The following is a 24930-nucleotide window of genomic DNA, read 5'->3' on the forward strand; positions in this document are numbered from 1 at the left end:
GCCACGACGAGCCCGCAGCCACCGAACTCGTGTGGTTCCCCCCTTTGGCGCTACGGCACCCGCACCCACTGCGCCTTCGAAGGCGTCCCCTGATCATCGTCCACGAACAACATGTACCACCCGGACTGCACCAGATTCCGATTCCCCGGCACAGTCACCGTGATCTTGTTCCCAGCCGTCTTGAAGTCCAGTGCGATCGACCGCTGATCCACATCCGTCACATGCGTGGACGCACTCGGCCGAATCAACCGCACCTTCTTGATGCTGGCCGCGTGATCCGACGTGAACGTCCCCGAAGCGCCGCGGGCAATCGTCTGCGGGCCTCCACTGACCGTCGGCCGCGAGTCCCGGTACAGATACGGCGGCGTGTAGATCTCGATCCGCTGCTCGAACCTCCCCGGCCTGGTGTTGGCCTTGTCGCCGTACAGCGAGTCGGACCCGAAGAACATCACCCGCCCGTCCGGCAACAGGATCGACCCGGAGTGGTAGTTCCGGCCCACCAGCGGATCGGCGACCCGGGTGAAGCTGTTGCTGTCGGGGTGGTACAGCCGCGCCTGCAGGATGTTGGAGTCGCCGCGCCCCCGGTAGTCCTCCGAGCCACCGGAGACCAGCACCGTGTCGTCGGGCAGTACTGAGGACTGCGGATACCGGGTGCCCTTCTCCAGTTCGGGACCGTCCACGAACTTGGTGTTCCTGGCCTTCAGGCCGATCAGCCGGGTCCTCTTGCTGGACAGCTTCGACTCACCGACGCCACCACCCCCGATCACCATGAACTTCTCGTTCTGCGCCGGGGGCAGCAGCACCGTCCCGGACGTCTCCATCATGTTCGCGTCGCTCAGTCCGGGCAGCTTGGTGAACTTGTTGGTGTCGACGTCCCAGATGCCGGGGTCGCGGCCGACGTTGTCGGGTCCGTAGCCCGCGTTCGAACCCGAGTAGAAGATCTTCCCGTTCTGCATCAGGAACAGCGCGGGATAGGTCGGGAACTGCCGGACGGTCTTGGTGTACGTCCACTTCCTGGTCTTGGGGTCGAAGACCTCGTTCTTGCCCGGCACCAGCTGACCGATGTCGTCGAGGCCGGACACACTGAGGATCTTGCCGTCCGACAGGGTGGTGAGCGTCGGGTACCAGCGGGCCTCGTTCATCGGGTCGACCTTGATGTACCGCTCGGCGACCGGATCGAACTCGTAGGCGTCCTTGATCCCCTCGAAGTCCTTCTTGTCGAGGGCGAGTTTCTGCGCGATGCCGTAGGTGTTGCGCGCCTCGGCGCCGGTCAGGCCCTGGATCAGGTAGTTGTCCTGGGTGCCGGTCTCGTACTGGCTGCCCTCCGCTTGCGCCTCGACGTAGACACGGCCGTAACCGGGGTTGTTCCGCAGCCACTTGCCGCTCTTGTCGAAGACCTTCGTGGCGCGCGGGACCAGCACCGGGTCCTGGGAGACGAACGTCTTGCCGTTCTGCTTGCCGGTGAACTTGGTGCCCGCGGGCAGGGTGATCGGCTTGTCCGGGTTCTCGTTGTAGAGAATCATGACGCCGCCGGCCTTCTTGACGTCACCCTTGAGCTTCTCGTACTGCTTGGTGCCGCCCGCGATCAGCAGGTTGCCGTTGGCCAGCTGGGTGTGGCCGGTGCAGAACAGGTCGTTGGGCGTGGGGATCTTCTTGATCGTGCCCTTGACCGGGTCCCAGATCCGGGTGTCGAACTTCTTCTTGTCGAAGTTGTCCTGGTTGTTGCCCGAGCCGGCGACGAGCAGCACCTTGCCGGTGTGCAGGAGCGCCGCGTGGATGGTGTCCTGGCGGTACTCCGGCGGGAACTCGATGATGTCCCAGTGGCCGTTCTCGGCCTTGTACTCAGGTCTGTTGATCTTGTAGTGGTGGTACTGCGCGGTGCCGAAGCGGTAGAGCCACGGCCCGTTCATCCCGGCCAGCGCGAGTACCACCGCCGTACCGATCGCGAGTCTGCGGGCGCGACGGCGGCCGGCCTGGTCCTTCATTCCTTACGTCCCCCAAGTCCGCCAAGGGCGATCTGCATGGTCTGCTCGTTCTCCCCGGTCCGGTCCGCGCCCGGGCCCCCGCGCTGCTCGTCGGCCGCCCAGGTGGGCCGCTTGAGGGGCGGATGGGCCGCGTACGCCGCGGGCACCGCGTCCTGCGGTTCGGCGGCCGCCGTGGCCGCCGCCGGCTTCGGCCTCTTCCGCTCCTGCCGCAGCGTGTACTGCCAGGCGAGGATCGGCGAGGCGGTGATCAGCAGGGCGAAGCACGCCCAGGTGATCATCGCTGGGTGCGCGTGCCCGAACGTGAAGCCGGCGGTGAGCGAGCCGGCGAAGACCAGGATGAAGAACCAGTGGACCCGGAACGTCCCGAACAGCGTGTCGGGGCTTGCCGATTCACCCTTGGGCGTGACCACGAACTTGCTCTTGCGGCGCAGTACGGCGTCCATGAGGGAGCGCGCGTAGATCGGTGCGGACAGGGCGGACATCACCATGCCCGCGACACCGCCGGAGCCCTCCGGCTCGTGCGGGGAGACGTTGTGCCGCCGGTTCCAGATGTACAGGCCGATCTGGAGGGCGGAGGCGTTGCCGTACAGCATCAGCCACACGGTCGGGTCGATGTTCACGCCCGAGGCGCCCAGGCCCAGGAACAGGGCGCAACTCAGCGCCGCGAGGATCCAGTTGAGGGCGGACATCGGGTAGAAGATGATCATCATCGTGTAGTTGAAGAGCTTGCCGGGCGGCAGTGTGAAGAAGCCCTTCCAGTACTGCTTGAGGATCGTCTCGTACGTGCCCCGTGACCAACGCAGCTGCTGGGTGAAGAAGTCCGTCCAGGCGTTCGGGCCCTCGCCGACCGCGAGCACGTCCGGGGTGTAGACGGACCTCCACTTCCTCCCCGTCGCCGGGTTCTTGGCGCGGTGCATCTCGAAGCCGGTCGCCATGTCCTCGGTGATGGAGTCGTACAGGCCGCCGATCTGCTTGATGGCGCTGACGCGCACGGCATTGGACGTGCCGACGAACATCGGGGCGCCGTAGCGGTTGCCGGCGCGCTGGATCAGGGCGTGGAAGAGGAACTGCTGGGACTCGGCGGCCTTGGTGACGAAGGTGTCGTAGTTGCCGTACACCTGCGGGCCGATGACGAAGCCGACGTCCGGGTCGCGGAAGTAACCGAGCATCCGCTCCAGGTAGTTGGGCAGCGGCACGTGGTCGGTGTCGACCGAGGCGAAGAAGTCGTAGTCGCCGCCGTGCGCCTCCAGCCAGGCGTTGTAGTTGCCGTGCTTGGTCCTGGCGCGGTGCGGGCCCTTGGGCTGGTTCCACCGCTCGACGCCCTTGCGGGTGAAGTGGTGCACGCCGAGCCGGGAGCAGACCTCCCTGACCTCAGGGTCGTCGCCCTCGTCCAGCAGCCACACGTGCAGCAGGCCCCGGTGACGCAGCTTCACCGCCGCCTCCAGGGTCTTCGTCACCATCTCCAGCGGCTCCTTGCCGGGCACATAGGTGGTGAGGAAGGCGACTGAAGTGCCTGTCTCGGGGACCACCGGGACCGGGTCGCGGGCGACGAGGGTGGCGTGCGCGTTGGACAGCACGTTCATGCAGCGGAAGAACTCGATCAGGCCGATCGAGACGAGCATGACGACGTCGAGCGCCGGCAGGAAGTCGTAGGCGGGATAGTCGCGTTCGGTCCAGTGCTCGGGCTGCAGCAGCCAGAACAGCAGGACCAGGGAGAGCACGGGGGCCGCGCCCAGCATGAGCGCGGCACGGATGCGGTGCGGCTCCTGCGAGAGGAGCGACCGGTACTGCACCTGGTACGGCTTCGTCGGGTCGGGCTGGGTGAGGGGGCCCGCGAGCCGGCTGTAGTGCTCGTAGTCGTATCTCGGCAGGCTCTTCCTGATCCGGCGGAACTGGCCCGTCCGATGCCCGATCACCCTGAGCTGTGTGGTCTGTGACGGGTCGTCGTGAACGTGGCTCTGTCCGGCGCCCGACGGCGTCGACGTCATGAATCATTCCCCCCACACGCAGGTCACCGCGTGTTCGATCGCTGTGGTGGCTCGCAGTCCCCACGTCTTCCCCACCTCATAGACACGGGACGGCGACCTTCCGGTTGCATTGATGCCCCGCTCGGCATCGGTTCATGAGCGGGGCCCCCTCCCCGCCGTCCGGCAACCGTTTGCTTCCCCCCAACTCCCGCCAAACGACGGCAGCTTGGACATCCAGGGTTCTACGGCGCTCCGCATGATCGCAAGACGCGAAACGCGGTGTTTACCGGTCAAACCCGTTCATTGTGGCGCGGGTGGGGCTCGGGAGACGGGGGGCGCCGGTGGTCCCGGAGGGCCGGGGTGTGCCGGTGGTCCCGGGTGGCCGGGGTGCGCCGGTGGTGGAGAGGCGGACACGGACGTTGCCGAAGTGATCTCTTATGGCCTCCTCCGCCCGCAGTGAGTCGCCGGACCGGACCGCGTCCAGGATCTCCCGGTGCTGCCGGCAGGTGACCCTGGGGTCCTGCGGCACGTCCACCAGATCCCGGTGCACCCGGTGGAAGGCGTCCCAGAACGCCTCCAGTACCTCGCTCAGCAATACGTTGTCCAGCCCCCTGTAGAGGGTGGCGTGAAAGGCCCGGTCGGTCTCGGCGAGGCCCGCCCCCTCGGCGGCCTCCTGTTCCATACGGTCCACGAGGCCGTTCAGTTCAACGAGGTCCGCCTCGGGCAGCCGCCCGGCGAGCCGCGAGACCAGCCCGGTCTCCACGGCCTCGCGCAGCTCCAGCAACTGCAGCAGGGAGTCCTCGCCGCGGTAGTGCCCGGCGACGGTGCGGAAGGCCAGCCCCTCGATCATGGGTGCGAACGACATCGAGCCGACGTACGTCCCGAATCCGTGCCGGATCTCCACGATCCCCATCGCCTGCAGCGCCTTCAGGGCCTCGCGCACGGAGTTCCGGCTCGCGCCGAGGTACTCCATCAGCTCGGGCTCGGTCGGCAGCGGGGCACCCGAGGGCAGCCGTCGGTCGACGATCAGCTTCTTGATCCGCTCCTGGAGGTCCCGGGCTGCCATGGCCAGAGGGTATCCGGCCAGTCGCGAGGAAGGCCCTGTTCCGGACAGGGGTGATTTTCGGACATGCGAAAGGCCCCCCGCTTTCGCGAGAGGCTTTCCGGCAGGCGGTGTGGGTGACGGAGCCCCCACTACGCGCGGCGCAGCCGCGCAACAACAGAGATGGCGAGCCAGGTCCGCGCTTTTTGCGGACGTGGCTCGCCATCGTCATCGTGCGCCGCCAGGGACTCGAACCCCGGACCCGCTGATTAAGAGTCAGCTGCTCTAACCAACTGAGCTAGCGGCGCCTGCTGACGGAGAGAACTCTACCTGACCTCCAGGGGTGCCTGTGACCATCCCCAGGTGACCAGCCGGCGGCTCGGAGGGGCGTGTACATCATTCGGACCGTCAATGTGGCAGTCCGGTGGCCAGTTGGGAAACTGATCAACGTGCACACTCGCGGACAAATCACCTCGGAATGTGAGGCAGATCGCATGACGGCTCCGGTCTTCGAGGAATTCGACCCCGCCGCCGACTGTGACTGCGCCGGCTGCGCCCAGGGGCGGCGGGCCGGTCCCCGCCTGTCGTCCGGGCGTCCCGGCTCCCGCCCGGCGGCCTGCGGAATCGTGGCCGTGGCCGCCGCGTCCGCCGTCCTCGGTACGGCCACCCCGGCCGCCGGCGCCGTCACCCCCGGCCGCCCCGCCGAGGCGCGCCCCCACGCCGCCGGCGACGGCGAGCCCGACACCCCTCAGGGCACCCAGGCCCCACTGCACGGCCCCAAGGGCACACCGGCGGGGCCGGGCACCGTCGCGATCCCCGCCACCACGCGGACCAAGATCATCAACCGGGCGAAGGTCTGGGTGACCGCTCAGGTGCCGTACAGCATGAACGACTACTGGTCCGACGGCTACCGGCAGGACTGCTCCGGCTATGTCTCCATGGCCTGGGGCCTGCCGGGCAACGAATGGACGGGCAGCCTCGACCAGTTCGGCGTGAAGATCGCCAAGGAGGAGCTGGAGCCCGGAGACATCCTGCTCTACCACAATCCCGACAACCCGGAGCGAGGCTCGCACGTGGTGATCTTCGGCGGCTGGACGGACTACACGCACACCTACTACACGGTCTACGAGCAGACACCCCCGCGCACCCGCAGCCGGGCCACCCCGTATCCCTACTGGAGCAACGCCGAGAAGTACGTCCCCTACCGCTACAGGGGCCTGCCCTCCGGCAAGGAGGGCGCACAGCCGGCGGCGGCGGGGAAGAGGGTCCCCTACCCGGGCGCCGCCCACTTCCGCCCGGGCGCCGGCAACAAGTACGTCACCCTGCTCGGCCGGATGCTGATCGCCAGGGGCGGTGGCCCGTACTACACCCGGGCGCCCGGCCCGAACTGGGGCGAGGCGGACCGGCGGGCCACCCGGGCCTTCCAGCTGGCCCAGGGCTGGAGCGGCCCGGCCGCCGACGGGCTGCCCGGCCGCCGCACCTGGGACCTGCTGATCACCGGCAAGGGCAAGAACATCGCCCCCGCGGGGGCAGTGCCCGGCCGGCCGGCCTCGCGAGGGGCGCCGGTCTCGACGGGGGTCCCCGCGTCGCACGGGGTGCCCGGCTATCCGGGCCGGAACCACTTCCGTCCGGGCGAGGAGAACGCGTACATCACGCAGCTGGGCCGCCGACTGGTGGAGAAGGGGTTCGGCAGGTTCTACCCCTCCGAACCCGGTCCGCGCTGGGGCGAGGCCGACCGGCGCGCGGTGGAGGCCTTCCAGCGTGCCCAGGGCTGGCGCGGCGGTGCGGCGGACGGCTGCCCGGGCCCGGAAACCTGGCGCCGCCTGTTCGCGGGCATGGATCCCGAGCACGTGACGCGCCTCTGACCGCCGGGCTGCGTGACCGGTTTCGGACCGCGGGCCGCGCGATCGGCCTCTGACCAACCGGCCACGTCACCGGCCACCCGGCTGCGCGGCAGGCCGATCGACCACCCGCACGCGGCACCGTTCACGACCCCAGGGCAGTTGTTCCCGACCCCGCACTCGGCCGCGATCCATCCCCTACTCGACTGGTCCTCGACCGCGAGGGGGCCGGCCTCCGTCCTCAACGGCGGCCGGTCCCCGACCCTGAGACCAGCCGGTTCCCGATCCCAAGGGCGGCCCGCCCCGGCCGGAGCCCCCTGTCCATTCGACCCGACCCCCTGTACACGGCACATCTAGCGCGGAGGCTGGAGGCACGCATGAGTACGACCACGTCACACACACCGCCCGAATCCGAGGGGCAGCCTGAGGGCGCCCTGGAATCGGATGGGCGTCCCGAGCGGCTGATTCACGACGGGGCGACCACCGAGATCCCCGTCCATCTGCTCTTCCGCGACGACCCCGACCCGCTGAACCCGGTGACGGTGCCGCTCAAGGCCGCCGTGGTGACTCGCCGGCAGGGCACCGGCGAGCAGCCGGGCCCGGCACTCCCGGCGCCGGTGCGCCGCCGGCCGCTGCCGGAGGTCGACCCGGCCCTGGAGGAGCGCCCGGCGGTGGTGCTGCCGGGGGCGGCCGGGGTGCTGGCCGGGGCGTTCGGGATCAGCGGCTGTCTGGCCACCTCCTGGTGGGCGGGGCTGCTCCCGCCGGCCGCGGTGGAGGCGCTGCGACTGCCCGCCTCCCTGGGCGCCGGGTTCGGTCCGGCGCAGTGGGCGGCGTACGCCGGGGCCAGTGCGCTCGGGATCCTGGGCTTCGGCGGGCTGACCCGGGGGCGGACCGGGCGGGCCTGGGTGCTCGGCCGGTTCGGCCGCTACCGGGGGACGGTGCGGCGCACAGGGCTGCTCTGGGTGAACCCGCTGCTGCCGCGCCATCGGGTCGATGTGCGGCTGCGGCACTGGCGCAGCGAGGCGATGCCGGCGGCGGATCCCGACGGGATGCCGCTCAGGGTGGTGGTGCTGGTGGTGTGGCGGATGCGGGACACCGCGCGGGCGGTGCTCGGCATCGAGGACCACGAGACGTATCTGCGCGAGTGCGTGGAGGTGGCGCTGGCCCGGGTGCCCGTGGAGCCGGTGGAGCCGACGGACGGCACGGGCGGCGAGGTGCCCGCGGCCGGGGACGCGCTGACCCGGCTGGTGGCGGAGGAGACCGCGCCCGTCGGCCTGGAGGTGTTCTCGGTGCAGCCGCTCCGGGTGGAGTACGCCCCGCAGGTCGCCGACGCGATGCGCCGGCGCCAGATCGCCCAGCTGGATGCCCGGCAGCGGGCCGGCATGCTGGACTCGCTGCTGGACTCGGTGGAGGAGACGGTGAACCGGCTGACCGCGCGCGGACTGGTCGAACTCGACGACTACGAGCGGAAGGTGCTGGTGCGGGACCTGACGGTCGCCTTCTGCGCGGGGCGCGGGGAGCCGTTGTAAGCCGCGAGGGAGCCGCCGCAGCCCGGGCCGCGATTGGTATGGACATGTTCAACTGACGGCAATAATCTGACACTTGGTCTAGACCTACCTGCACCACCTGCACAGCTCACCGAACTCCCCACGTTCTCCAGGAGCGGCAGTATGCACACCAGGACCAAGTTGTCCGCGGTCGTGCTGGGCTTGGTGACCGCCGGAGCGTTCGCGCTCTCCACCGGCGGCGCCAGCGGGCACGGCTACACCGACCTTCCCGTCAGCAGGCAGAAGCTCTGCGCCAACGGCACGGTGACGGGCTGCGGCGACATCCAGTACGAGCCACAGAGCGTCGAGGGTCCCAAGGGCTTCCCGGCCGCGGGACCCGCCGACGGCCAGCTCTGCAACGGCGGCCTGAGCCGGTTCGCCCAGCTCAGCTCGCCGGAAACCCCGTCCGGCGGAGCCTGGCCCACCACCAGGGTGACCGGCGGTCAGACGTACACCTTCCGCTGGCAGTTCACCGCCCAGCACGCCACGACGGACTTCAAGTACTACGTGACCAAGCAGGGCTGGAACCAGAACCACGGCCTGTCCCGCTCGGACCTCAACCTCACCCCGTTCCTGACGGTCCCGTACAACGGCCAGCGCCCGCCGGCCACCCTCAGCCACAGCGGCACCCTGCCGACCGGGCTGAGCGGGCACCACGTCATCCTCGCGGTGTGGACGATCGCCGACACGGGCAACGCGTTCTACGCCTGTTCGGACGTCACCTTCTGAGGACCGTTCCGACACAGCACGGAAACTGAGGTTCCCTTGAGGGGAGCCGCCCCTACCGGCGGGTACGTTCCTCGCACGCCGGCCGAGCGGGGCGGCGTACCGACCTCGGGGGAACCTCATGTTCGAGCTGCTTTTCTACGTCGTGCCCGCGCTCATGATCGCCCTGGCGGTCTTCGCCCTGGTCAGGCTCCTGCGCCGGTCGCGGGAGGTGCGCCGGGCCTGGAGCGGCGGGCTGACGGCCGAGGCGCGCTGCCTGCGGACGTACACCACGACCAGCGGCGGCGGTGAGACCTCCGTGAGCACGACGCTCCACCACGTGTACGAGTTCACCACCCGCGAGGGCCGTACCGTCCGCTTCGAGGAGAGCAACGGGCCGGGGACGAGGGTCGAGGGCGACATCGTCACCGTGCACTACACGGCCGAGCGTCCCGAGCGGGCTACGGCGCACGCCCCGGCGCGTGGGAGGCTCGCTGCCGAATCCGGCTGCCTGGTGGCGTTCTTCAGCGTGTTCATCGCGGGCTGCGTCATCTTCATGGCGGTCGCCCACTCGATCTTCTCGATGGCGGACGGCTTCCTGCCCTAGCCTCCTCATCTGATGCTATGTCAGTTATCGTGCGCCTCCATGGAGTCCATGACGCGCACGGTCGCCGAGCTGGTCGCCGCGCGGTGGGACGACCACCGGCCGGGGCTCATGTGCGAGGAGCGCACGCTGACGCAGCACCAGGTCGCCGCGGGCGCCGCCGCCCGCGCGGCACTCCTGGCCGACCTGCTGCCACCGGGTGCCGTCCCGCATGTCGGCGTGCTCCTCGACAACACCGAGGAGTTCCCGCTGTGGCTCGGCGCCGCCGCCCTCGCCGGAGCGGCCGTCGCCGGCATCAACCCCACCCGCCGGGGTCCCGAGCTGGCCCGGGACATCCTGCACACCGAGTGCCCGCTCCTGGTCACCGAGCGGGCCCACCTTCCCCTGCTGGCGGGACTGGAGCTGCCGGGGGTGCGGATCCTCGTGACGGACGACGAGGAGTACGGCGCCCTCCTCGCCCCCTACGCCCACGCCGTGCCCGACCCGTCCCGCGCCGCACCGGCCGACCGGCTGCTGCTGTACTTCACCTCCGGCTCGACGGGCGCCCCCAAGGCGGCTCTGTGTTCCCAGGGCCGGCTGGCGGCGGCCGGGCAGGCGCTGGTGAGACAGTTCGGGGTGCGCGCGGACGACGTGCACTACATCTGCATGCCGATGTTCCACGGCAACGCGGTGATCGCCGACTGGGCGCCCGCGCTGGCGGCGGGGGCGTCCGTCGCCTTGCGGCGCCGGTTCTCGGCGTCCGGGTTCCTGCCGGACGTGCGCCGGTTCGGGGCGACGTACTTCACCTACGTCGGGCGGGCCGTCCAGTACGTCCTCGCCACCGAGGAGCGTGCGGACGACCGCGACAACCCGCTGCGGCTCGGGTTCGGCACGGAGGCGGGTGCGGTGGACGCGGCGGCCTTCGAGCGGCGGTTCGGGGTCCGGCTGGTGGAGGGGTACGGCTCGTCCGAGGGCGGCGCGGCGATCCAGTGGGCGCCGGACACGCCGCAGGGCGCGGTGGGCCCGTCCGGGCCCGGTCTGGTGGTGCTCGACCCCGCCACCGGGCGCGAGTGCCCGCCGGCCCTGTTCGACCCCGCCGGGCGGCTGCTCAACGGGGAGGAGGCGATAGGTGAGCTGGTGAACCGGGGACCGAATCCCTTCGAGGGCTACTGGAGGAATCCGGCCGCCGAGGCCGAGCGGCGCAGGGGCGGGGCGTACTGGACCGGTGATCTGTTCTACCGGGACGCCGACGGCTATCTGTACTTCGCGGGCCGCACCGACGACCGGATCCGTGTCGACGGGGAGAACCTGGCCGCCGCGATGATCGAGAACATCGTCGCCCGGTACGAGGGCGCGGTGGCCGTCGCCGTGTACGGGGTGCCGGACCCGGTGACCGGGGACCAGGTGATGGCGACGATCGCCGGGTCCTTCGACCCGACGGGCTTCGCGGAGTTCCTGGCGGCCCAGCCGGATCTGGGGACGAAGATGGCGCCCCGGTTCGTGCGGGTGGTGGAGCGGATGCCGGTGACGGCCACGAACAAGATCCACCGGGCGCTGCTGCGGCGGGAGGGGTATGTCTGCTCGGATCCGGTGTGGTGGCGGCCACAGGGGGAGGACGGGTACCGGAGGCTCATGGCTGCGGATACCGAAGGAGGTGTGGGTGGCGAAGCCCCCACAACGCGCGGCGCAGCCGCGCAATAACAGAGATGGCGAGCCAGGTCCGCGCTTTTTGCGGACGTGGCTCGCCATCGTCATCGTGCGCCGCCAGGGACTCGAACCCCGGACCCGCTGATTAAGAGTCAGCTGCTCTAACCAACTGAGCTAGCGGCGCATGACTCCCGCCCGCTGCGGTTTTCTGCCTTCCGCGGCTGGCGACGAAGAAAATACTACCTGGTCCGGAGGGGTGCTTGTGACCACCCCCGGCCGACTAGATCGCCAGCGAGAGCAGCACCGGGGCCGCGCTGCGGTTCAGCGTGTCCGCCGCCTGCTTCAGCCGGTGCGCGTGCTCCACGGGAAGCGACAGTGCCAGGCAGCCCACCGACGAGCCCGCCGTGATCGGGACCGCCGCGCAGACCGTGCCGATCGCGTACTCCTGGAGGTCCAGGACCGGCACGGTCGGCGGCTGGGACTCCAGGCGGGACAGCAGCAGCTTGTCGCTGGTGATGGTGCGCGAGGTGAGGCGGGCCATCTTGTGCCGGGAGAGATGGTCGCGGCGGGCGTTGTGGTCCAGCTGGGTGAGCAGGCTCTTGCCGACCGCCGTGGCGTGGGCGGCCGTGCGGAAGTCGACCCACTCGTTGACCGCCGGGGTGGTGGGCCCGGCGGCGTACTGGGTGACCTTGACCTCGCCGTCGACGTACCGGCTCATGTAGACCGCCGCGCCGACCGAGTCGCGCAGCCGGTCCAGGGTGTGCTGGAGCTTCTCGCGCAGCGCCCGCTCCCTGTCGTGCGCGGAGGTGAGGCGGCGCAGGGTGTCGCCGGTGACGTACGCCCCGTCGGTGATCTGCTCGACATAGCCCTCCCGGCGCAGCATGAGCAGCAGGGCGGTGAGCCGCTCGGGGCCGAGGCCGGTGCGGCGGGCCAGCTCGGTGTCGGTGACGCCGGCGGAGTGGCGGGCGACGGTCTCCAGCACGCGCAGGGCGTCCTGGGCGGAGTGGTACGGGGCGGTCGGCTCGTTCATCAGCGCCACGGTGTTCCCCCTGCGCTCGCTCGCCTGTGTGTGCCGCGAGATCCGGTCGGTGGATCGCTACCACGATAACGGGCAAACCCGGTGGGGGGAGAGGGGGTTGGCGAGATTCTTGCGCCCGCCCGACCACTCCCAACTGCGGCGCAGATCCTCTGGCATATGCCAAAGTCATGACCCAGCGACCGGACCTCGGTATCTTCCGGATCCACGGGCCGGAGTCACAGGACCGCGCTGAGGAATTCCCGGGTGCGCTCCTGCTCCGGCTCGTTGAAGATCTGCTCCGGGGAACCCGACTCGATCACCCGGCCGCCGTCGAACATCAGCACCCGGTCGGAGATGTCGCGGGCGAAACCCATCTCGTGGGTCACACAGAGCATGGTGATGTCGGTGCTGCGCGCGATGTCCCTGAGCAGGTCCAGGACGCCCGCGACCAGCTCCGGGTCGAGCGCTGAGGTCACCTCGTCCAGCAGCAGCACCTGCGGCCGCATCGCCAGTGCCCGGGCGATCGCCACCCGCTGCTGCTGTCCGCCGGAGAGCCGGGTGGGCTTCGCGTCGCGCTTGTCGGTCAGCCCCACCAGCTCCAGCAGCCCCCGGGCGCGCTCCTCGGCCTCGTCCTTGGACATCCCGAGGACCTGTACCGGCGCCTCGGTGATGTTCCGCAGCACGCTCATGTTCGGGAACAGGTTGAACTGCTGGAACACCATGCCGATCTTCTTGCGGACCTCCCGGACCTGCTTCTCCGGCGCCGGGAACAGCTGCTCCCCGTCGACGGTGATCGTGCCCTCGTCGGGCTTGGTGAGGGTCATCAGGAGGCGGAGGATCGTGGTCTTGCCGGATCCGGACGGGCCGATCAGGGTCACGTGCCGGCCGGCGTCGACGGAGAAGTCCAGCCGGTCGAGCACGGTGTTGGCGCCGAACCGCTTGGTGACGTTCTGCAGGCGGATCAGCTCGGTGGGCTGGGCGTCGGTGAGGGAGGGCTGTGGACGGGTCTCAACGGACAAGGCGTCGCTCCAGGGCTCGCAGGAGAAGGGAGGCCAGATAGGAGATGAGGATGAAGGCCACACCGATCACGGTGACCGGCTCGGTGAACTGGAAGTGCTGCTGCGAGAAGAGCCGGGCCTGGCCGAGCATCTCCAGCACGGTGATCACCATCAGCATCGGCGTGTCCTTGAGCATGGAGATCACGTAGTTGCCGAGCGCGGGGACCACGCGGCGGATGGCCTGCGGCAGGATCACCGCGGTCCAGGTCCGCCGCCGCGGCAGGTTCAGCGCGGCCGCCGCCTCCCACTGGCCGGGGGGCACCGCCTCGATGCCGGCCCGGTAGACCTGCATGGTGTACGTCGAGTAGTGCAGGCCGATCGCGAAGACACCGGTGGTCAGCGCGGAGAAGGTCACGTTCCACTCGGGCAGCACGTAGAACAGGAAGAACAGCTGGACCAGCAGCGGGGTGTTGCGCACGAACTCCGTGACCACCCCGACCGGCCAGCGCACCCACCGGCTCGGCGTCCGCATCAGCAGCGCCCACACCAGACCCAGGCTGAAGGACAGCAGCGAACCGAGGGCCAGGGCCTCCAGGGTGACCCGCAGCCCGTCCCAGAAGTGCGGCATGAACTCGCTGACGGCGTTCCAGTCCCACTTCATGCGACGCGCCCCCCTACTCCGGTCGTCTGGGCCCGCTTCAGCTCACGCGCCGCCGAGAACGTCCCGGCGTCCTTGCCGATCCCGGCCTTCAGCCGCTTCTCCAGGCCCCGCATCAGCCGCGTGATCAGGAAGGCGATCACGAAGTAGATCAGCAGCACGTACGTGTAGATCTCCGCGCTCTGCTGCAGCGCCAGCCGGACCAGATTCGCGCTGAACGTCAGATCGCCCATGCCCATCACCGACACGAGCGCGGTGCCCTTGAGCAGCTCGACCAGCAGATTGCAGAAGGGCGGGATCATCTCCGGCACCGCCTGCGGCAGCAGGATCAGCCGCAGCCGCTGGGCCGGGGTGAAGCTGAGCGCGATGCCGCCCTCCTGCTGCGCCGGATCGACCGACTGCAGCGCGCCGCGCACGATCTCCGAGCCGTACGCGCCGTAGGTCAGCCCGAGCGCCAGCGTGCCCGCCCACATCGGCACCAGCTGCCAGCCGAAGGCGACGGGCAGCACGAAGAACACCCAGAAGATCATCACCAGCGCCGAGGTGCCGCGGAACACCTCGGTGTAGAAGCCGGCGACGAAGCGCACGATCCACAGCCGATGCGTCCGCGCCATGCCTACGACGAAGGACACCGCGGCGGCCAGCAGCGCGCTGAACACCAGCAGCTGGACGGTGGTCCAGACGCCCTTCAAAACGAGTTCCCACAGTCCCGAGGTCATCCGCCGCACAGCTCCTTCGCGGTGAGGTCGGTCATCTCGGCCCTGGTGAACCCGAAGGGCCGAAGGATCCGGAACAACTCCCCACTCTTCTTCAGCTTGCGCAGCTCCACGTTGAAGGCGTCGCGCAGCTTGGTCTCGGTCGGCCGGAACGCGAACGCGCCGCCGTCGACGTGCGGTTTGCCCTTGACCAGCGGCGCGAACGGCTGGGTCGCCTCCGTCTTGGCGGACTTCTTCACGACCTCGCGGGTGGTGAGCGCCGTACCGGCGAAGACGTCGGCCCGGCCCGCCTCGACGGCGTTCAGCCCGGCCACCTGGTCCGGGACGATCAGGATGTCGCCCTGCTTGTACCCGGCCTCGACCGCGTACTCGATCTCCGCGTATCCGGTGCCGGTGGCGAACTTGGCCTTCTTCGCGACGACGTCCCTGTAGGAGTGCAACCCCAGGGGATTGCCCTTCCGGACGATGAACGAATCCAGCATCTGGTAGTCCGGATCGGCGAAGATCACCTGCTCGCAGCGGTCCGGATTGACGTACATCCCGGCCGCCACGACGTCGAACTGCTGCGAGTTGAGCCCCGGGATCAGCGAGCCGAACTCGGTGGGCACCGGCTGGACCTTGTCGACGCCCAGCCGCTTGAAGATCACCTTGGCCAGCTCGGGCGCCTCACCGGTGAGTTGCCCGTCCTTGTCGATGTAGCCGAAGGGGATCTCACCGGCGATCCCGAGCCGTACGACGCCCTGCGCGCGGAGCCGGTCGAGCAGGTCACCGCCCTCCTTGCCCGACGCCGCGGCCACCCGGGAGCAGCCTGCCGCGCCGAGCACACCGAGGGCGGCGAGGCCACCGAGCACCGAACGCCGGGTGTGTCGGGTGTGTCTTATTTCCGGCCGGAATGTGTGTACGTCGTTCCCAAGTGGTGGAGCCATGGCGGCGCGGCTACCCAAGCGCATCCGGGCTATGCACCCTTGTTTTCATGGCCGATCGATTCGTCACCGTCTCGCTCGAGAAGCGGGACGTGCACTGCACGGCACGACTGCTGGCCGACCGCGCGCCCCTGACCTGCGCGGCGGTATGGGACGCGCTCCCGCTGGTGAGTGACGTCTATCACGCGAAATACGCGCGCAACGAGATCTACGCCCTCTTCCCGCCCTTCGCCTCCACGGAACCCCCACTGGAGAACCCGACGGTCACCCCGATTCCTGGCGACCTCTGCTACTTCTCCTTCGCCGGCACCGAGCTGGGCACCAAGGCCTACGGCTACGACCGCGAGGTCCGCCCCGGCACCACGGTGGTCGACCTGGCCCTGTTCTACGAGCGCAACAACCTGCTCCTCAACGGTGACGTGGGCTGGGTGCCGGGGATCGTGTGGGGTCAGGTGGTGGAGGGGCTGGAGGCGATGGCCGAGGCCTGCAACGACCTGTGGCGCAGCGGGGCGGCGGGGGAGACGCTGGCGTTTCGGCGGGCGTGAGTGGCTTGGGCCTCACACGCCCGGCGCCCGGCCGGCGGCGACCGTCGGCGCCGACACCACCCCGGCCTCGTACAGCGCGTGCGCCGCCCGCAGTACCAGGTCGTCGCGGTGGCGGGCGGCGACGAGTTGCATGCCCACCGGGAGGCCGTCCGCGTCCGTGCCCACCGGGACGGTCGCCGCGGGCTGCTGGGTGAGGTTGAACGGGTAGGTGAAGGGCGTCCAGCCCGTCCAGCGGTGGTGGGCCGAGCCCCTGGGCGCCTCCACGCCCGCCTCGAACGCCGTCAGCGGCAGGGTCGGGGTGACCAGCAGGTCGTAGCGCTCGTGGAAGCGGCCCATGCGCCGGCCGAGGTCCATGCGGACGTCGACCGCGGCGAGGTAGTCCAGTGCGCTGTAGCGCGCGCCCCGCACGCAGATCTCCCGCAGGCCGGGGTCCAGCAGCTGCCGTTTGCGCGGGGAGAACCGCTCGGTGACCCGGGCCGCGCCGCTGAACCACAGGGTGTGGAAGGCCTCCACCGGTTCGCTGAAGTCCGGGTCGGTCTCCTCCACGTACGCGCCGAGGTCGGCCAGACGGGCCACCGTCCGCCGTACCGCCGCCGCGACCGCCGGCCGGACCGCGACCTGGCCGCCGAGGCAAGGGGAGTACGCCACCCGCAGGCCGTGCACGCCGCCCCTCAGCGCCTCCCTGAAGGATCCCGGCGCGGCCGGCAGGCCCGACCAGTCGCGTGGATCCGGCGCGCCGATGACGTCCAGCAGCAGGGCCGCGTCGGCCGCGTCCCGGGTCATCGGGCCCGCGTGGGACAGCGTGCCGAACGCGCTCGCCGGATACAGGGGCACCCTGCCGTACGTGGGCTTCAGCCCGAAGACGCCGCAGAACGCGGCCGGGATGCGGATGCTGCCCCCGCCGTCCGTGCCCAGCGACAGGGGGCCCGCGCCCAGCGCCACGGCCGCCGCGCTGCCCCCGCTGGAGCCGCCGGCGGTGCGGGAGTGGTCGTGGGGATTGCGGGTGATCCCGGACAGCGGGGAGTCCGTCACGCCCTTCCAGCCGAACTCGGGTGTCGTCGTCTTGCCCAGGAACACCGCGCCGTGCTCGCGGAGCCGGGCCACCGAGGGGGCGTCCTCGTCCCAACTGCCCTGTTCGGAGATCGTCCTGGAGCCGCGCAGGGTCGGGTGGCCGCGCAGGAGGAGGATGTCCTTCACCGTCACCGGCACCCCGTCGAGCAGCCCGGCCGGCTCACCGCGCCGCCAGCGCTCCTCCGACTCCCGGGCCCGGGCGAGCGCGTCCTCCTCGGTGAGGCGTACGAAGGCGTTCACCTCCGGCTGGATGCGGCGCGCCCGTTCCAGGGCCTGTCCGGTCGCCTCCACGGGGCTGAACTCGCCCTTGCGGTAACCGTCGAGGAGCTGTACCGCGGTGAGGTCGGTGAGCTGCATGCACCCTCCAAGAGGTCCGGGCGGTCAGTGGCCGGGGACGTATCCGCGCTTCTTGTCGACCACGTTCACCAGTGATCTGCCCGCCGCCCACCGCTCGTACAACTCCACGAACTGCGCGCCCAGTTCGTCCCGCCAGCCCACCGTGTCCCCGCTCATGTGCGGGGAGACCAGCAGGCCGGGCAGGTCCCACAGGGGGCTGTCCGGGGGGAGGGGCTCGGTGGTGAAGACGTCCAGTGCGGCGCCGGCGATCCAGCGCTGGGTCAGGGCGTGGGCGAGGGCGTCCTCGTCGACGAGCTGACCGCGGCCGACGTTGACGAAGAACGCCGAGGGCTGCATCACGCCGAAGCGGTGGCGGTCGAACATGCGGTGCGTCTCCTCGGTGAGCGGCGCAGCCGCGATCACCCAGTCCGCGCGGGAGATCAGCCGGTCCAGGTCGGCCGGCCCGTGGATGCCGGTCCGCGGCACCCGCCCGACCAGGGCCGTCGTCACACCGAGGGCCCTCAGCGTGCGTACGATCGCCCGGCCGATCGGGCCCGAGCCGACCACGCACGCGCGCGTGCCCGCCACCCGCCGGCCCTCCCGGTGCCGCCAGGTCCGCTCCAGCTGGTGTTCCAGGGTGCGCGGCAGGTCCTTGGCGACCGCCAGTACCAGGGCCGCCACGTACTCGGCGATCGGCTGGTCGAAGATCCCGCGGGCGTTCGTGACCACCGTGTCGGACGCGGCCAGCTCCGGGCCCATCAGATGGTCCACGCCCGCGCTCGCCGTGTGCACCCAGCGAGGGCGGGGGCCCTCCCCGGGCCAGGCCTCGCGGACCGCGTGCGAGGTGAAGTCCCAGACCAGGAGCACGTCCGCCTGCGGCAGCCGCTCGGCCAGGTGCGCGGCGTCCGTGTGCACGATCCGGGCGCGGCCGGTCAGCCGGCCGAGCCGCGGTGGCGGGTCGGCGTCCAGCACCAGGAGGGTCGGCAGGGTCGTCATACGGGGCGGCTCCGAGCGTCCGACGTGCGCGGATCATGCGCGCTGACATGTACGGATTGTGCGCGGATTGACCACGCTCGCACCCGAACCTACCTTCGTCAACACGGGCGCATTCGCGATGCGTTGCCCACTCGTCTCCCAGCGTGAGGCCGGTGCCATCGATGGACGTCTCCTTTCTCGGCGGCCCCCGCCCCCAGCGCGGTGTGGGAGTCGTCGCCCCCTTCGATTTCGCCCTGGACCGCGAGCTGTGGCGCTGGGTGCCCGATGAGGTGTCGCTCCATCTGACCCGGACCCCGTTCGTGCCGGTCGAGGTGAGCCTGGACCTGGCCCGGCTGGTCAGCGAGCACGAGACCCTCGGCGACGCCGTGCGTGCGCTGACCGCCGTCGCGCCCGAGGTCGTCGCCTACGCCTGCGCCTCCGGCAGCTTCGTCGGCGGGGCCGCCGGGGAACGGGCGATGCGCGCGGCGATGAGCCTCGCTGGCGCGCCGCCCTCCGTGACCACCTCCGGCGCGCTGCTGGAGGCGCTGGAGGAGCTGCGGATACGACGGGTCGCGCTGGTCACGCCGTACACCGTGTCCGTGACCCGGGCGCTGGAGGACTTCGTCGCCGAGGCCGGCGTGGAGGTCACCGGGTGCGCCTTCATGGGCCTGACCCGGCACATCTGGAGGGTGCCGTACCGGGACGTCGTCGCCATGGCCCGGCAGGCGGTGCCTCACGGCACCGCCGACGCGCTCTTCATCTCCTGCACCAACCTTCCGACGTACGACGTGATCCCCCAGCTGGAGGCCGAGCTGCGCATCCCCGTGCTCTCTGCCAACCAGGTCACGATATGGGCTGCACTGCGCCGACTGGGTACCCGAGCCGTGGGGCCCTATCAGGCGCTGCTGGACGAGTCGGCGCGCGCCTGGCCCTCCGCACTGCCGGAAGAGACGCCGGAAGAGACGCAGGAAGGCTGGACATGACCGCACTCGGATTCCTCTACCCGGGCCACTCCGCCGAGGACGACTATCCACGCATCGAGCAGCTCCTGGGCAGCGACATCCGGGTGGACCTGGTCCACACCGACATCGGCGAGGACGCGCACCGGGTGGGGGCGCTGCGCGAGATGGGCTCCGCCGAGCGGCTCGGAGCGGGCATGGAGAGCCTGCGGCTGACCGGAGCCGAGACGGTGGTGTGGGCGTGCACCAGCGGCGGCTTCGTGCACGGCTGGGAGGGCGCCCAGGACCAGGTGCGCACGCTCGCCCGGCTGGCCGGGATGCCCGCGTCCTCGACGTCCTTCGCCTTCGTGCACGCGGCCCGGGAGATCGGGGTACGGCGAGTCGCGGTCGGCGCGACCTACCCGGAGGACGTCGCCGCGCTGTTCGCGGACTTTCTGCGGGCCGGCGGCCTGGAGGTGACCGGGATGCGGTCCTCGGGGATCATCACGGCGGCGGAGGTCGGCACGTGGGGCGAGGAGGACGTGCTGACGCTGGCCAGGGCGGCCGACGTCCCGGACGCGGACGCGGTACTGCTCCCGGACACGGCCCTGCACACGGCCGCGCATGTGTCCTTGCTGGAGAAGTCGCTGTCCAAGCCGGTGCTCACGGCGAACCAGGTGACGGTGTGGGAGGGGCTGAGGCTGGCCGACCGCCGGGTGAACGCGCCGTCGCTGGGGACGCTGTTCACCAGGGAGCCCCTGGTCCAGGTGCGGGAATAGGCGTACGGGAATAAGCGGAGACTGCCTCCTGTTAGTGGGCCAGGACAGCCCACGCCACAAACAGGAGGCCACACCGTGTCGGCAGACGAGGCAGACGAGATCCGGGGCACGGACGAGATCCGGGGCACCACGCACGGGACCGCCCCCGTCCCCCTCTCCGTACTGGACCTGGTGACCGTCGGCGCGGGCAGCACCGCCACCGACGCCCTGCGCACCAGCGTGGCGCTGTCCCGGTTCGCCGAGGCCCGCGGCTTCCACCGGTACTGGGTCGCCGAGCACCACTCCATGCCCGGTGTCGCCTCCTCCTCGCCCGCCGTGATCCTCGCCCACCTCGCCGCCCACACCGAGCGCATCCGGCTCGGCTCGGGCGGTGTCATGCTGCCCAACCACGCCCCGCTGGTGATCGCCGAGCAGTTCGGCACGCTGGAGGCGCTGGCGCCGGGCCGCGTCGACCTCGGCCTCGGGCGGGCCCCCGGCACGGACGGCGCCACGGCCGCGGCCCTGCGCCGTACCGACACCCTGAACGAGGGCGCCGACGACTTCCCGCAGCAGCTCGCGGAGCTCACCCGCTTCCTGGACGACGACTTCCCTGACGGGCACCCCTACCGCCGTATCCACGCCATCCCCGGCCCGGTCCAGGCCACCTCCCCCGGCGGCGTCCAGTCCCCGCACCGCCCGCCGGTCTGGCTGCTGGGCTCCTCCGGCTTCAGCGCCCGCCTCGCCGGCATGCTGGGCCTGCCGTTCGCCTTCGCGCACCACTTCTCCGCGCAGAACACCATCCCGGCCCTGGACCTGTACCGGCAGACCTTCCGCCCCTCCGCGGTCCTCGACGAGCCCTACGCCCTGATCGGTGTCTCCACCCTCGCCACCGACGACGCGCGGGAGGCCCGCCGCCAGACCCGGGCGATGGCCCTGAACATGCTCCGGCTGCGCACCGGCCGGCCCGGCCTCTTCCCCGATCCGGACGAGGCCGAGAAGCACGAGTTCAGCCCCATGGAGGAGGAGTTCATCACCTCCTGGACGTCCAACATCGTGCACGGCACCGCGGACGAGGTCCGCTCCGGCCTGGACGACCTGCACAAGCGCACCGGCGCCGACGAGCTGATGCTCGTCTCCCACGCCCACCGCGGCGAACTCCGCCTGCGCTCCTACGAGTTGATCGCGGACGCCTACGGCTTGCCGACCGCGTAGGTCTGCTCGCCGAGGAGTTCGGAGATACGATCCGGCGGCACCGGACGGGAGTACAGCCACCCCTGGCCGGTGTCGCAGCCGATGCGGCGCAGCCGGGTGGCCTGGGCCGAGGTCTCCACGCACTCGGCGGTGACGGTGATGCCGAGCCGGTGGGCGAGCTGGATCATCGCCTCGACGATGACTTCGTCGGCCGGGTTGGGGGCGATCGCGGGGTCCTTGTCGGCCTCGTACTGGAAGCCGCGCACGAAGGAACCGTCGAGTTTGAGGGTCGAGACCGGCAGCCGGCTGAGGTAGGCGAGGTTGGAGTAGCCGGTGCCGAAGTCGTCGATGGCGATGCGGACGCCCATGTCGCTGAGCGCCTGCAGGGCCTGGAGCGGGCGCCCGGCCGAGCCCATCACCGCCGACTCGGTCAGCTCCAACTGGAGCAGATGCGGGGCGAGTCCGGTCTCGGCGAGGATCTCCGCCACGTCGGAGACCAGGTCGGAGTCCCACACCTGCCGTACGGCCACGTTGACGCTGACGAAGATGGGCGGGTCCTCGGGATGGCCCAGCTGCCAGCTGCGGGCCTGGCGGCAGGCGGTGGCGAGCGCCCAGCGGCCGAGCTGCACGATCGAGCCGTCCTCCTCGGCCAGTCCGATGAACCGATTCGGCGTCAGTGTGCCGAACTGAGGATGATTCCAGCGGATCAGCGCCTCGACTCCCGACAGGCGCCCGTCCTCCATGCCGACCAACGGCTGGTATTCGAGGGCGAATTCACCGCGTTCGATGGCGGGGCGCAGGGTGGAGGACAGGGCCTGACGGGTCATCAGGTGCGCGTTGCGCTCGGGGTCGAACAGCGTCCAGCGGGCCTTGCCGTCGGCCTTCGCCCAGTACAACGTCGTATCGGCCGCCTGCATCAGGCCGGTCGCGGTCGTACCGGCGGCGTGGCGTTCGACGACGCCGATGGAGGCGGTCAACGACAGCCGCTGGCCCGCCAGGTCGAAGGGTTCCTCCAGGGCCTTGAGCGCCGACTCGGCGAGATCGGCGAGCTGTTCGGTGCCGGTGGAGTCCTCCACGAGCAGCGCGAACTCGTCGCCGCCGAGCCGGGCCACCAGCGGGGTCACCGCGCGGGCGTAGCCGGCCTCGTCGGCCACCCGGGTCAGGCGCTCGGCGACGGCCGCGAGCAGGCGGTCGCCGACGCGATGGCCGAGGGTGTCGTTGACCGCCTTGAAGCCGTCGAGGTCCAGGTAGCACAGGCCGATCCGGCCGGTGCCGCTCTGCTCGTACGACTCCGCCTCCAGCGCGGCCGTGAGCCGCTCGAAGAACAGTGTGCGGTTGGGCAGCCGGGTAACCGGGTCGTGCATCTGCAAGTGCCGCAAGCGCGCCTGGAGTTCGCGGCGCGCGCTGATGTCGGCGACCGAGAGCAGCACGCCGGGTTCGCCGCCGGTCAGCGGGGCGACGGTGACCTGCACCCACACCGAGTGGCCCTCGGGGTGTTTCAGCCGGCGGGTGCAGCGCAGCTTCGCCTGCCGGCCGCGCAGGACCTCGCGGTAGGCGTGCCAGCTGCGGGCGTCCGAGGCCAGGTCGACGAGGTCGGCGGCGACCCGCCCGGTGAGTGTGTCCGGATCGGTGCCGAGCAGCTCGCCGAAGGCCGCGTTGGCGCCGGCGACGAGTCCGGCGCGGTCCACGACGGCCATGGCGAGCGGGGCGGCCGCGAAGACACGGTGGTAGGTGGTGTGGTCACTGTCTGTGACGGCTGACCGGTCGAGGTCTGCCGCGGGCGTCGGCCCTTCGGACGTTCCGCTCACCGCTCGCTCCCGCAGTGCACTCGATCGATGTCCGTGCCGGAAAGTGTGCCGATCATAGAGGCTGGCCCCGGGCCCTTCCAGCCACTCTCCAGTGTCCCGGACGGAGCACAGTTTCTGACAGATCGTTTCTGCCCGCACCTGGACGGGTTCTTGGGACCTCCGACCAGTTGTGACGTTCCGTGAGTGGCTCGGGGTGTCGGGCGCCGGAGCGCGCCGGCGCACCGAGGGCGCACTCACCCTTGTGGTGCAGATGAACAGGGCATAATTCTACAAATACCAGCAATCTGGATGCGGGTCCCGTGAACCGCGTCCGGAGGTCAGCCCGTGCACAAGCTGCGCAGCACCGCCGCCGTGTGCACCACGCTGTCGGCGCTCGCCGCGACGTCGATCCTCGGCGGCCGGTCGTCCGCCGAGCCCTTCTCCACGGTCCCCTGCGCCCTGCACCGGACCGACGCCCACCACTCCGAGGGCGTGGACACCTGGAACGCCGACTACCACCGCCCGACCGGCGCGCTCGACGCCGTGATGGTGTTCCTCTCCTTCCCGGACGCCACCCCGCGCACCAGCCCCGCCGAGCTGGCCGCCGACCACTTCCCGGCCACCAGCCGCTTCTACCAGCAGGCCTCCTACGGCAGGTTCACCCTCCGCCCGCACCCGCTGGGGCACTGGCTGCGGATGCCCCGTCCGTCCACGGCGTACGCGATAAGGCGGGACTGGGACGTGGACGACCGGGCCGCCTATATCCGGGACGCGTTCGCCGTGGCCGACAAGGCGGTCGACTTCTCCCGTTACCAGGTCGTGTACTTCGTCGCCGACCCGGACGCGCCTGGCGTCGACTCGGACGCCACGAAGGTCGTGAGCCTCGACGCGCCCGTCCACGTGGACGGCACCGACATCCGCAGGGTGGTCACGGTCTTCGAGAAGCACCCACCGGACCGCCTCGTCCTCGCCCATGAGACCGGCCACGTGTTCGACCTGCCCGACCTCTACCGACGTCCCGTCGACGGCAAGGGCGACTGGGACACCCACGTCGGCGACTGGGACCTGATGGGCAGCCAGTTCGGCCTGTCGCCGGACCTTTTGGCCTGGCACAAGTGGAAGCTGGGCTGGCTGGATCCGCGCCAGGTGGTGTGCGTGCGCGGCGCGCGGCCGACCCGGCTGACCCTGGAGCCGCTGGAGGCCGGCCCCGGCATCCCGGTGCAGGGCGCGGCGGGCGCCCCGTCCTTCGGTCTCGGGCACGGGGTGAAGCTGGCGATCGTGCGCACCGGACCCGACAGCGCCCTGGGCTTCGAGGTGCGCGGTGCGGCCGGCAACGACCGGGCCACCTGCCGGCAGGGTGTCCTGGTGTACCGGATCAGCAGCGGAGCGGCGTCCGGCGGCGGCCCGGTGGCGGTCGTCGACGCCCACCCGCACACCGAGGCCTGCTGGGAGAACTCGGTCTACCCACCCCTCGCCGACGCCCCGGTCGACCTCGGCGAGAGCTTCACCGTGCCGGGGGAGGGGGTCCGGGTGGAGGTGGAGGGGAGGACGGCTTCGGGGGCGTGGACGGTCGTTATCACGCCGGGTGTCACCGGCTGACCTTCCGGGCCCACGGTCACTGGGCGGCTGCGCTTGACGGCCTGCGGTCACGGGGCCGGCCTGATGGGGGTGTGGGTGGCGAAGCCCCCACAGCGCGCGG

Annotated in this window: 21 protein-coding genes and 2 tRNA genes; 10 read left to right on the top strand and 13 right to left on the bottom strand. The window is 70.7% G+C overall.

What is annotated here, in order from left to right; translation table 11 throughout:
* Positions 1-50: 50 nt before the first annotated feature.
* From AB0M27_RS09075 to AB0M27_RS09090, 4 genes are all read right to left on the bottom strand, one after another.
* Complete coding sequence (locus tag AB0M27_RS09075; RefSeq protein WP_365719501.1) at positions 51-1985, bottom strand: kelch motif-containing protein; 1935 nt, start codon at positions 1983-1985, stop codon at positions 51-53.
* Positions 1982-3973, bottom strand: coding sequence for a glycosyltransferase family 2 protein (locus tag AB0M27_RS09080; protein WP_365719503.1), 1992 nt, complete (start codon positions 3971-3973; stop codon positions 1982-1984). The genes AB0M27_RS09075 and AB0M27_RS09080 overlap by 4 nt, the downstream gene beginning before the upstream one ends.
* Positions 3974-4235: 262 nt before the next feature.
* Positions 4236-5018 (bottom strand): FadR/GntR family transcriptional regulator, encoded by a 783-nt coding sequence (locus AB0M27_RS09085; protein WP_365719505.1) that lies wholly within the window; start codon positions 5016-5018, stop codon positions 4236-4238.
* Between the two features lie 210 nt (positions 5019-5228).
* A tRNA-Lys gene (locus AB0M27_RS09090) sits at positions 5229-5302 on the bottom strand.
* A 186-nt stretch (positions 5303-5488) separates the two neighbouring features.
* Here AB0M27_RS09090 and AB0M27_RS09095 point away from each other — a divergent pair.
* The 5 genes from AB0M27_RS09095 to AB0M27_RS09115 all read left to right on the top strand — a co-directional run bounded on the left by AB0M27_RS09095 (position 5489) and on the right by AB0M27_RS09115 (position 11371).
* A complete protein-coding gene (locus AB0M27_RS09095) occupies positions 5489-6859 on the top strand; it encodes a peptidoglycan-binding protein (protein ID WP_365719507.1) in 1371 nt (456 codons plus the stop codon).
* A 353-nt stretch (positions 6860-7212) separates the two neighbouring features.
* On the top strand, positions 7213-8364 hold the full coding sequence (locus AB0M27_RS09100) for an SPFH domain-containing protein (RefSeq protein ID WP_365719509.1): 1152 nt from the start codon (positions 7213-7215) through the stop codon (positions 8362-8364).
* Positions 8365-8505: 141 nt separating this feature from the next.
* The gene (locus AB0M27_RS09105; RefSeq protein ID WP_365719511.1) at positions 8506-9111 is read left to right on the top strand and encodes a lytic polysaccharide monooxygenase auxiliary activity family 9 protein; all 606 of its coding nucleotides are present in this window, start codon (positions 8506-8508) and stop codon (positions 9109-9111) included.
* 118 nt (positions 9112-9229) lie between these two features.
* Entirely contained in the window at positions 9230-9694 is a 465-nt protein-coding gene (locus tag AB0M27_RS09110; RefSeq protein ID WP_365719513.1) for a DUF3592 domain-containing protein, read from the top strand.
* A 39-nt stretch (positions 9695-9733) separates the two neighbouring features.
* Complete coding sequence (locus tag AB0M27_RS09115; RefSeq protein ID WP_365719515.1) at positions 9734-11371, top strand: long-chain-fatty-acid--CoA ligase; 1638 nt, start codon at positions 9734-9736, stop codon at positions 11369-11371.
* 56 nt (positions 11372-11427) lie between these two features.
* Here the strand turns inward: AB0M27_RS09115 and AB0M27_RS09120 are convergent.
* The 6 genes from AB0M27_RS09120 to ehuB form a co-directional block, all read right to left on the bottom strand.
* Positions 11428-11501 (bottom strand) — tRNA-Lys (locus AB0M27_RS09120).
* Between the two features lie 96 nt (positions 11502-11597).
* Entirely contained in the window at positions 11598-12356 is a 759-nt protein-coding gene (locus AB0M27_RS09125; RefSeq protein WP_365719517.1) for an IclR family transcriptional regulator C-terminal domain-containing protein, read from the bottom strand.
* 215 nt (positions 12357-12571) lie between these two features.
* Positions 12572-13354: an ectoine/hydroxyectoine ABC transporter ATP-binding protein EhuA gene (ehuA, locus tag AB0M27_RS09130; protein ID WP_365719519.1), complete on the bottom strand. Its 783-nt coding sequence runs from the start codon at positions 13352-13354 to the stop codon at positions 12572-12574.
* Positions 13344-13994: an ectoine/hydroxyectoine ABC transporter permease subunit EhuD gene (gene ehuD, locus AB0M27_RS09135; protein WP_365719521.1), complete on the bottom strand. Its 651-nt coding sequence runs from the start codon at positions 13992-13994 to the stop codon at positions 13344-13346. The genes ehuA and ehuD overlap by 11 nt, the downstream gene beginning before the upstream one ends.
* Positions 13991-14710 (bottom strand): ectoine/hydroxyectoine ABC transporter permease subunit EhuC, encoded by a 720-nt coding sequence (gene ehuC / locus AB0M27_RS09140; RefSeq protein ID WP_351808737.1) that lies wholly within the window; start codon positions 14708-14710, stop codon positions 13991-13993. Before ehuC ends, ehuD begins: the two co-directional genes overlap by 4 nt.
* On the bottom strand, positions 14707-15633 hold the full coding sequence (ehuB, locus tag AB0M27_RS09145; protein WP_365719524.1) for an ectoine/hydroxyectoine ABC transporter substrate-binding protein EhuB: 927 nt from the start codon (positions 15631-15633) through the stop codon (positions 14707-14709). Before ehuB ends, ehuC begins: the two co-directional genes overlap by 4 nt.
* 47 nt (positions 15634-15680) lie before the next feature.
* Between ehuB and AB0M27_RS09150 the strand changes: the two genes are divergently transcribed.
* The gene (locus AB0M27_RS09150) at positions 15681-16175 is read left to right on the top strand and encodes a DUF3830 family protein (protein ID WP_365719526.1); all 495 of its coding nucleotides are present in this window, start codon (positions 15681-15683) and stop codon (positions 16173-16175) included.
* A gap of 12 nt (positions 16176-16187) precedes the next feature.
* Here AB0M27_RS09150 and AB0M27_RS09155 read toward each other — a convergent pair whose 3' ends face one another.
* The gene (locus AB0M27_RS09155; protein ID WP_365719528.1) at positions 16188-17603 is read right to left on the bottom strand and encodes an amidase; all 1416 of its coding nucleotides are present in this window, start codon (positions 17601-17603) and stop codon (positions 16188-16190) included.
* 24 nt (positions 17604-17627) lie between these two features.
* The gene (locus tag AB0M27_RS09160) at positions 17628-18578 is read right to left on the bottom strand and encodes a D-2-hydroxyacid dehydrogenase (RefSeq protein ID WP_365719530.1); all 951 of its coding nucleotides are present in this window, start codon (positions 18576-18578) and stop codon (positions 17628-17630) included.
* 161 nt (positions 18579-18739) lie between these two features.
* Here AB0M27_RS09160 and AB0M27_RS09165 point away from each other — a divergent pair, with 161 nt between their 5' ends.
* From AB0M27_RS09165 to AB0M27_RS09175, 3 genes are all read left to right on the top strand, one after another.
* Positions 18740-19540: a decarboxylase gene (locus tag AB0M27_RS09165; protein WP_365719532.1), complete on the top strand. Its 801-nt coding sequence runs from the start codon at positions 18740-18742 to the stop codon at positions 19538-19540.
* Complete coding sequence (locus tag AB0M27_RS09170; protein ID WP_365719534.1) at positions 19537-20274, top strand: decarboxylase; 738 nt, start codon at positions 19537-19539, stop codon at positions 20272-20274. Before AB0M27_RS09165 ends, AB0M27_RS09170 begins: the two co-directional genes overlap by 4 nt.
* A 75-nt stretch (positions 20275-20349) precedes the next feature.
* On the top strand, positions 20350-21465 hold the full coding sequence (locus tag AB0M27_RS09175; RefSeq protein ID WP_365719536.1) for an LLM class flavin-dependent oxidoreductase: 1116 nt from the start codon (positions 20350-20352) through the stop codon (positions 21463-21465).
* On the opposite strand, the gene AB0M27_RS09180 is transcribed toward AB0M27_RS09175, so the two are convergent.
* Positions 21444-23252 (bottom strand): bifunctional diguanylate cyclase/phosphodiesterase, encoded by a 1809-nt coding sequence (locus tag AB0M27_RS09180; protein WP_365719538.1) that lies wholly within the window; start codon positions 23250-23252, stop codon positions 21444-21446. The two genes, AB0M27_RS09175 and AB0M27_RS09180, sit on opposite strands and share 22 nt — an antisense overlap.
* Positions 23253-23576: 324 nt before the next feature.
* On the opposite strand from AB0M27_RS09180, the gene AB0M27_RS09185 reads away from it, so the two are divergent.
* Positions 23577-24830, top strand: coding sequence for a M6 family metalloprotease domain-containing protein (locus AB0M27_RS09185; protein ID WP_365719540.1), 1254 nt, complete (start codon positions 23577-23579; stop codon positions 24828-24830).
* Positions 24831-24930 lie beyond the last annotated feature (100 nt).

This window comes from Streptomyces sp. NPDC052107, assembly GCF_040680215.1.
GTDB lineage: Bacteria > Actinomycetota > Actinomycetes > Streptomycetales > Streptomycetaceae > Streptomyces.